6 protein-coding genes are annotated in these 9,822 nt (G+C 28.9%); 5 read left to right on the top strand and 1 reads right to left on the bottom strand.

Going from position 1 to position 9,822, the window contains the following annotated elements:
* The first annotated feature begins 184 nt into the window (after nucleotides 1-184).
* The 5 genes from B3603_RS19430 to arcC all read left to right on the top strand — a co-directional run bounded on the left by B3603_RS19430 (nucleotide 185) and on the right by arcC (nucleotide 6,727).
* Nucleotides 185-1,075 (top strand): CPBP family intramembrane glutamic endopeptidase, encoded by an 891-nt coding sequence (locus B3603_RS19430; RefSeq protein ID WP_291568017.1) that lies wholly within the window; start codon nucleotides 185-187, stop codon nucleotides 1,073-1,075.
* Between the two features lie 418 nt (nucleotides 1,076-1,493).
* Nucleotides 1,494-2,720, top strand: coding sequence for an arginine deiminase (arcA, locus tag B3603_RS19425; RefSeq protein ID WP_291568015.1), 1,227 nt, complete (start codon nucleotides 1,494-1,496; stop codon nucleotides 2,718-2,720).
* A 32-nt stretch (nucleotides 2,721-2,752) separates the two neighbouring features.
* A complete protein-coding gene (gene argF, locus B3603_RS19420; RefSeq protein WP_291568021.1) occupies nucleotides 2,753-3,754 on the top strand; it encodes an ornithine carbamoyltransferase in 1,002 nt (333 codons plus the stop codon).
* Nucleotides 3,755-4,314: 560 nt separating this feature from the next.
* Nucleotides 4,315-5,724 carry a basic amino acid/polyamine antiporter gene (locus B3603_RS19415; protein ID WP_291568014.1) on the top strand — a complete coding sequence of 470 codons (1,410 nt, stop codon included), beginning with the start codon at nucleotides 4,315-4,317 and terminating at the stop codon, nucleotides 5,722-5,724.
* A gap of 28 nt (nucleotides 5,725-5,752) precedes the next feature.
* Nucleotides 5,753-6,727: a carbamate kinase gene (arcC, locus tag B3603_RS19410; protein ID WP_291568012.1), complete on the top strand. Its 975-nt coding sequence runs from the start codon at nucleotides 5,753-5,755 to the stop codon at nucleotides 6,725-6,727.
* A gap of 90 nt (nucleotides 6,728-6,817) precedes the next feature.
* On the opposite strand, the gene hflX is transcribed toward arcC, so the two are convergent.
* Nucleotides 6,818-8,635, bottom strand: a complete 1,818-nt coding sequence (hflX, locus tag B3603_RS19405) for a GTPase HflX (RefSeq protein WP_291568010.1) — start codon at nucleotides 8,633-8,635, stop codon at nucleotides 6,818-6,820.
* Nucleotides 8,636-9,822: the final 1,187 nt, after the last annotated feature.

Below are 9,822 nucleotides of genomic sequence, written 5' to 3'. Positions count from 1 at the left end.
TTCCACCTTTATTTTATATTTTCTAAAAAGTTTTTACATAGTTTTATTCATGATTTTAAATTTTACATTTTAAAATTTATATTAACTCAAGTATAAAGATTTTATATGAATTACCAAATCTAAGTAATATGAGGTATAATTAAATGGAATATATTTCTAATAATTATTACAAGGAGGGATTAGAATGGGAAATAAACTAAAAAGTTTTTTTGCTGCACTTGGATATTTATTGATGGCATTTATTATTCAGGTACTTGTGTCTGTAATTGGAGGAATGCTCATAGGACTTCAATATGTTTATAAACAAAGTTCTAATGATTTGATGAACATGGAGCAGCAAGGTATGACTAATGTAGTTAATGAAGTTGCAGGAAAATTGAATTATATATTATTGANNTTAATATCTTCTATAGTAACAGTACTGATATTTTTAATAATATATGCAATTAGAAAGAAAAAGCTAACTGAAGAAATACTTCTTAAAAAGACAAAACTTATGAATATAGTCATAGCAGCATTAATAGGTACAAGTGTATGGCTATTTAACTCCGGAGTTTTAGTTTTGTTACAATTGAATGGATTGCTTATGGAACAATTTCAAGGCATGAATGAGATTTTAAATCCATTAACTGAAGCAAATTTATTTATTATGATATTAACAATAGGAATAGTAGCACCTTTTGCAGAAGAGTTTTTATTTAGAGGAGTTATATATAGAACTTTAAGTAAAAATATATCAATACCAGTTACAATAATTATCCAAGGAATTTTATTTGGAATATATCATGGTAACCTTATTCAAGGTGTTTATGCTAGCCTACTAGGAATAATATTTGGATTTATAACATATAAAACACAATCTCTATGGCCGGCCATAATTGCTCATATGACAAATAATACTATAGCTGTAATTATACCTACAGTAATGGGTGATATATTTAGTACAACTAGTTGTATGATATTTGTTATTATAGGGTTAATTGGAACAATTATAACCATATTTTTTATCAATAAAAACAACCCTAAAGTTATTGAGGAAAACATGGAAATGAACCAATTCATAATTCGCAATTGAGGCTATTTCTCAACAGAAGCTAAGAAATATAAAATTAACATTCTTATTAATTAAGAATTNNTAAAACTAATTTCCACCATAATAATTAATTCTTCATACTTAATTCTTAATTGCTGTAGGTGTGGACGGTTCATTACAATTTATAAAATGAAAATTATTAAAAAAATGAAAGTGCATTAAAGTAGATTATAATATCTACTTTAATGCACTTTTTATTATAAAATATAGAGAACTTAAATCACACTACAAATAAGTATATTTTAATCAGCATTAAATAATACTACATTGTGTATAGAGATAAATAATGTATTGTAGCTAATGATAGTAATAAAAAATATAAATATATTTTTCTTAAATAATCACTTGTAAAAATTAGTTATTCAACAACCTATAAATAATAAAACAAGGAGGAAAACATATGGAGAGCTTTATAAACGTTACGTCTGAAATTGGAAAACTCAATAAAGTAATGTTACATAGACCAGGAAATGAAATAGAAAATTTAGTTCCTGAACATCTAGAAAGGTTACTTTTTGATGATATTCCATATTTAGAAATAGCTAAAAAGGAACATGACAGGTTTGCTGAAATATTAAGAGAAAATGGTGTAGAAGTATTATATTTAGAAAACTTAGCAGCAGAGGCTTTGGAAGATAAGAAAGTAAAGGATGAATTCTTAAATCAGTTTTTAAAAGAAAGTCACATTAATAATATGGATATATATGAGGCGCTATATCAATATTTGATTTCCCAGTCAACTAAAGATATGGTTGATACTCTTATGGCTGGAGTAAGAAAAGAACAAATACAAATAAAAACAAGACGTTCTCTAAGAGAACTTATGGAAGATAAATATCCATTTTATTTAGATCCTATGCCAAATTTGTACTTTACAAGAGATCCAGCAGCGGCAGTAGGAAATGGACTAATAATCAATACGATGAAAACTTCAGCAAGAAGAAGAGAAACTCTGTTTATGAAATATATCCATAAATACCATAAAGACTTTAAACTTTCTGAAATTCCACTATGGTATGATAGAGGATTTCAAAGTAGTTCGGAAGGTGGAGATGAATTAGTATTGTCAGATAAAATCGTTGCTATAGGTTGTAGCGAGAGAACTTCACCAGAGGCAATTGAATTTATAGCGAAAAACTTATTTGATGCTAATACTTCTTTTGAAAAAGTATTAGTCTTTGAAATACCAGTACGTAGAGCATTTATGCACCTTGATACGGTATTTACTATGGTTGATTATGATAAGTTTACTATACATCCAGGAATAGAAGGACCACTGAATGTTTTTGAAATTACAAAAGGAAAGAATGGAAGATTAGATATTACTCATAATAAAAATACATTAGATAATGTCTTAAAAGATGCATTAAGCTTATCAGCTGTAGATTTAATAAGATGCGGAAATGGTGATGAAATAATATCTGCAAGAGAACAATGGAATGATGGCTCCAATACTTTAGCAATATCTCCAGGTAAAGTTCTAACTTATGAAAGAAACTATGTAACAAATGAGGCTTTAAGCAAACGTGGAGTTAATGTTATAACAATGCCAAGTTCAGAACTTTCAAGAGGTAGAGGCGGCCCAAGATGTATGAGTATGCCTTTAAATAGAAGTAACTTAGAGTAAAAGATACTTATATAAAAAATTTAGGAGGAAAAATTATGTTTAACTTAAGAAACAAACATTTTTTAACTTTAATGGATTTTACACCAAAGGAAATAAAATATTTTCTTGACTTATCAAGAGATCTTAAAAGAGCAAAATATGCAGGAACAGAAGAACAAAAACTAAAAGGAAAAAATATAGTACTACTTTTTGAAAAAGATTCAACAAGAACAAGATGTGCCTTTGAAGTTGCAGCATATGATCAAGGTGCACATGTAACATATCTTGGACCAACAGGAAGCCAAATGGGTAAAAAAGAGTCAATAGCTGATACAGCAAGAGTACTTGGAAGAATGTATGACGGTATTGAATACAGGGGCTTTGGTCAAGAAATAGTTGAAGAGTTAGCTAAGTATTCAGGAGTGCCAGTTTGGAATGGATTAACTAATGAGGATCATCCAACTCAAATTTTAGCAGACTTTTTAACAATAACTGAATACTTTGATAAACCATTAAATAAAGTTATATTTGTTTACAGTGGTGATGGAAGAAATAACATGGCAAATGCTCTAATGATTGGTGCAGCTAAGATGGGTATGGATTTTAGAATTGTATCTCCAAAGAGTCTATTCCCAGAAGAGCATCTAGTATCTAAATGTGAAGAAATAGCAAAAGAAACAGGTGCCAAAATTACTATAACAGATAATATTGATGAAGGCGTTAAAGGTGCAGATGTTATCTATACTGACGTTTGGGTATCTATGGGAGAAGCACCAGAGGTTTGGGAAGAAAGAATAAAATTATTACAGCCATATCAAGTAAATATGGAAATGTTAAATAAGACAGGTAATGAAAATGTTAAGTTCATGCACTGTTTACCATCATTTCATGATTTAAAAACTACTGTAGGAAAAGAGATAAACGAAAAATTTGGCTTAGAAGCTATGGAAGCTACAGATGAAGTTTTCGAAAGTAAGCATTCAATAGTATTTGATGAGGCTGAAAACAGAATGCATACTATTAAAGCAGTAATGGTTGCTACATTGGGACAATAAATTAAGACATATAGATATATAGGGTTCCTTAATGAAAGTTTAACTTATGCATGATTTTAACTTCCATAATAAAATTTTTACCATGAATGCAAATTCAGAATGAATAATGAAGAATTATGGATATTTCTCAGCAAAAGCTGAGAAATTTAGAATCATTTATTTTTAAAGTGACTATGTCATCTTTCTTAAAAAATCTTTTCTAAGAAATTAGTTTGCTAGAACTAATTTCTACCTTAATTTTTAATTGTCCATTGTTAATTCTCTATTGATTAACCTGTAGGGGGGAACAGTGTTCTTCAAAAAAGTCAAATCATATTTATATAATTATGGTGGTAGTATTTGATTGTATTATATATGCAAAAAACTGACGAACAATGTTCCACTCCTACAACATAATTGGTAGTAAAAAATCAGTTAAAGAAATTAATTTGTAAAAAATTAGCTTCAATCGCACAAAATTTTTTCTATGAATGAAAAATACGAATTATTGTTAAGACTCCATGGTCAAAACTTTTGGAGCTTTTTAAAAATAATAAGACTAAAGAAAAGGAGCAAAACAAATGGATGGTGATAAAAAGTTAGGATTATCGTTATTAGTTGCTCTTGGAGTAGGCTCAATGATTGGTGGGGGAATATTTAACAGTCCTACTGATCTTATTAGTAATACAAATCCACAGGCAGTGTTATTATCCTGGACTATTGGTGGTATTGGAGTTATATTTTTAGCTTTAGTATTTCAATTACTTGCAAACAAAAGGCCAAAACTTATAGGAGGAATTTTTACTTATGCTAAGGAAGGATTTGGCGACTTTACAGGTTTTAATTCAGCTTGGGGATATTGGCTAAGTGCATGGCTTGGAAATGTCGCTTTTTTTATTCTTATGTTTAAAACCTTAAATAGTTTAGTTGGTGAAATGAGGCCTCTAATATCATTTTTAATAGCATCTTTAATACTTTGGACAGTACATTGGATTCAGTTAAAAGGAACTAAAAGTGCAGGTATAATAAATGCAATAGCAACAGTTGCAAAAGTAATTCCACTATTATTAGTGATTATCTTAGGATTTACTGTATTTGATTTAAAAATATTTAATGTAGAAAATTGGAAATCAATACTTGTTGCTACCGGTGAGCAGACAAACTTATTTAAACAAGTTAATAGTGCAATGGGGATCATCTTATGGTGCTTTATTGGAGTAGAGGCTGCTACTGTATTATCAGAAAAAGCTAAATCATCTAAAATTGTTGGAGCTGCAACAATTTTAAGCTTAGTTATAACATTAGCTTTATATATGCTTGTTTCCGTAGTATCAATGGGGGTAGTTCCAGGAGAAATACTTTTAAATTCACAAACTCCACTTGCCGATGTGCTAGGAAGAACGGTAATAGGTAGATCAGGGCCAGTAATAGTTAAATTAGGACTAATTATTTCTCTATTAGGCTGTTTAATTAGTTGGGTAATGCTTGCAGCAGAAATTCCCTATGTCGCTGCAAAAGGTGGAACAATGCCAAAATGGTTTATGAAACAAAATAAAAATGGAGCACCTTCAAATTCATTATTATTAACAGACATATTAATTCAAATTTTTTTACTATCACTGCTTTTACCAGCACTTCAAACAGCATATAATAATGTATTTTTAATTGCTACTACTTGTATATTAATTCCATATTTATTTTCAAGTTTATATGCTATTAAAGTTTCAAAAGAAGATAAATTGGGATATAAAGATATGATTATATCAATAGCTTCCTCAGCCTATTCTTTATATGTAATTTTTGCAGTAGGACTACAGTATTTAGGTGCGGCGCTAATAATGTATGCATTAGGAATAGGCATTTACATAAAAGCTAAAAAAGAAAAAAATAAAGAAATTACTTCAAAAGAAAAAGGAGCAATGGGGATAATAATATTATTAGCAATATTTATGATAGTAATGATTGGAACAGGAAAAATAAAGTTATACTAGAGTATTTATAAAGAAAGGAGAATTATAAATGTCAAGAATAGTAATAGCACTTGGGGGAAATGCACTTCAAGCCAATCCAAAAGATACTACAGCGGAGGCACAACTAATAACAGCAAAAGAAACTTCACAGGCTATTGTAGATTTAATCCAAGAAGGACATGAGGTAATTGTAGCACATGGTAATGGGCCTCAAGTAGGTCAAATTGTAGCTACTTATGAAATTGCAGCATATGTAAATGAAAATAATCCAATAATGCCTTTCCCAGAATGTGGAGCTATGAGCCAAGGATATATTGGATACCATCTTCAACAGGCTATAAGGGAAGAACTTAAAAAGAGAAGTATAAATAAAGAAGTTGCAACAGTTATAACTCAAGTTGTAGTTGATAAAGATGATGAAGGGTTTAAAAATCCTACCAAACCAGTAGGTTCATTTTTTACAGAAGAGCAAGCACAAAAATTAATACAAGAAAAAGGATATGCAATGAAAGAAGATTCTAATAGAGGATGGAGAAGAGTAGTTCCTTCACCTATGCCAGTATCTGTAGTTGAAGAACCAATTATCAGAACTTTAGTTGATGCAGGCCATGTTGTTATTACTGTTGGTGGCGGTGGTATACCAGTAATAGATAAAGGAAACGGAATTCTTGAAGGCGTACCAGCAGTAATTGATAAAGACTTTGCATCTTGTAAAATCGCACAGCTATTAAATGCTGATACATTTATTGTATTAACAGCTGTAGAGCAAGTAGCTATTAATTTCGGAAAGTCAGATCAAAAGAATCTTTCAAATTTAACATTAAGTGATGCAGAAAAATATATACAAGAAGGACATTTTGCACCAGGTTCAATGCTTCCTAAAGTAAAAGCAGCTATGAATTTTGTAGAATCAAAAGAAGGTAGAAAAGCAATTNNGGGAGAACAGTGTTCTCCAGAATTCCCAAATCATATTCATATAATTATGGTAGTAGTATTTGATGATACTATATATACAAAAAACTAGCAATAAAATTGCTAGTTTAAAATCTATTAAAGAAATTAGTTTGACTAAAACTAATTTCCACCTTAATTCTCAATTGTCCATTGTCAATTTTCAATTGATGAAGGTTTTTACTTCAAAGTCCATACACCTTTTATAAATTTCTTCATGAACCAAGGCTTTAATACGAGTTCCTTCTTCAATGTAGTCTTCATTAATGACATTCGAATTTTCATGAAGCATTGAAACCAGCTCTTGCTCACTATAAGGTATAATAAAATCTTTTTCTACCAATTTAATTGGAATCTCTCTACCTATCATGTGAAGCAAATCATTTAAATTTATTTCTTCTATAGCACTAATCTCTATTATTTTTTCATCTTTTAAGAAGTCTTTTAACTCTTTTAAATTTTTATCAGAAGTTTTGTCAATTTTATTTAAAACAATTATAGTGTTTTTATCTCTAGCATTAAGCTCATTAAGAACCATGTTTACTGATTTTATTTGTTTTATTGCTTCTTTATTTGATCCATCTACCACATGCAGGAGTAAATCAGCTTCAGTTACTTCTTCTAAGGTTGATTTAAATGCCTCAACAAGTTCATGAGGAAGCTTACTAATAAAGCCAACAGTATCAGAAAGAGTAATTTTTCTGTTGTCACTTAATGTTATAGCTCTAACAGTAGTATCTAATGTTGCAAAAAGCATATCAGCTTCTAGAACATCTTCTTTATTTATAATATTAGAAGCAGCAATTTTACATATTTTATTTCTTAAAGTTGATTTACCTGCATTAGTATATCCTACAATAGCAACTTTACTAATATTATTTTTAGATCTTTTTACTTTCTGAATAGCTCTTTGATTTATTATTTTAGATAGCTCATTTTTTATTTCCTCTATTCTACTTTCAATGTGCCTTTTGTCAGTTTCAAGTTTTCTCTCTCCAGGTCCTTTTGAGCCGACACCACCTTTTACTCCAACACCACCTTTAATTCTTGCAAGATTTGCATTTGCATTTCTTAATCTAGAAAGTTTATGAGTAAGCATAGTCAGCTCAACTTGCAATATACTTTCTTTGCTCTTAGCACGCCTTGCAAAGATATCTAGAATTAAGGTTGTTCTATCTATTACTTTACATTTAATAGCACCTTCTAAATTTCTAATTTGAGAACCTGATAGCTGATCATCAAATATTACTAGATTAGCATTTTTAAGCTGTCTTAAATGCGCTATTTCTTGAACTTTACCTTGTCCTGCATAATAAGCAGAATGCACTTTATTCTTCTTTTGAAATATTTTGTATATAGGAACAACATTGCAAGCTTTTGCAAGATTACTAAGTTCTTCAAGACTTTCTTCACTATCAGTTCCCACTAAAATAGCTCTTTCAACATCATCTTCACATTGCACTACATCACCAATTATTTTATCAATATAATCTATATTATCTTTAAAGTTTAATTGTAATGAATCTTCTAGACTTAGATTTTCAAGTTCTCTAAAGGTAAGGCTATTATTATAAACATCGCAGAAACCTATATTTATATTGATATCTTCTATATTTTCTTTAACTCCAATGGCAACAATAGCGTCTAATTTTAAATCTACTAAGGCTGAAATGTCCATTGAAGACAGCTTACTTTCACCATTAGGATGAGTATGAATTACCCTAAATTCACTTAGCTTTTTATCTGCAACATTTATATGTGGTATTTCAACATTATTAATTTTACCAACTGAAATTGCAGTGATTTTTCCACGTCTATTAATAACTACGCATATTTCTTTTTTTATAGTTCTACTAATTTCATTAATTTTTTCTACTAATTCATAAGAAAAAATGCTGTGACTATCTATTGTAAGTTCATATAAACCCTCTAGCTTTTCAAGTATTATTTTTTTTATTCCATTAATACTTCCTGTTATCATATAATTTCCTCCAATTAAATATCTATCATAATAATATTTTAAAAATTCTTTCTATCTATAAAAATCTTAACCTCATTTTTTGCCTCCTATTAAAAATTTGAATTTTACTACTAACCGTAGTATTTTTATTTTAGGCTCATTTTTAAACCCCCTAAGATAAATTTGTGTTAGCTATTTTTCAAGTCATAAGCGTTCTTAGCGATAATAATTTATTACATCTAAGGCTAAAAAGAGCTTATTAATAATCTTATTATTACTTAACTTAAATTTGATAATAGAAAGTGTTAGCAATAATAGATATAGAGTAAATATATAAAAGCCGCAGAAACAATGGAAACTCTAAGAGCATTCCATTGCACTGCGGCTAAAATATTGATAAAGTGATTTTTATCTTCATATAGAGTTAGCTTAGGAATAATACTTTACTCTAATAGAAGATTAAAAGAAGTTATCCATGGTAATATCACTGGTTATCTACTTGTTGTAAAAGAAGTAGTATTAACAGCAATAGACATAGGATAAAATCACAAATTAAAAAACCGCAGATTTTCTCTGCGGTAATTATATGCAAATTTAAATAGATATACGGTGATCTTTACTTTCACTGTAGTTTGAATTACTTTCATTGAACTTAGAAAAATTTATTTAGAGTAGTATTACTGATTATCTTAACTTATATAGGATAGTATATCAGTAGTTTGGACATCGAATAAAACTGAAAAAGTAATTCACATTAATATCTATAGAATATAATAAAACCGCAGATATGAAGTCTGCGGTCAAAATTTTATACACATAAATAATACAAGATATTATTAAATCTTAACATAAATAATTTACTGACAGCAGACTGTATATATTGTTGTTTAGGGATTTTTTAATTCTATCTTTGTAAATTAACATTTTACAGCCTCCTTTCAGAACTTTTAATATATTTAATACATTTATTGTAAACCAAATTCATTTAGTTGTAAATACCTTTTTCAAAATAATAAAAAAGTTAAGATAAAATTACTTTAAGATTTTGAGGTTAAAATATTAAGTTTATATTTTTTGATTTTTAAGCTACTCAAAAATCAATATGAAAATTTAAACTTGATAATAGTATTAAATATTCTGCATACGGGGAAATATTTTAATTATGGTACGGAGAGCTGTACCACAAATAACGTAGACTTCTTAGTATC

This window comes from Clostridium sp. UBA2485, assembly GCF_002341865.1.
Classification (GTDB): Bacteria; Bacillota; Clostridia; order Clostridiales; family Clostridiaceae; genus Clostridium_J.
This window is presented reverse-complemented; position numbering and strand designations above follow the sequence as displayed.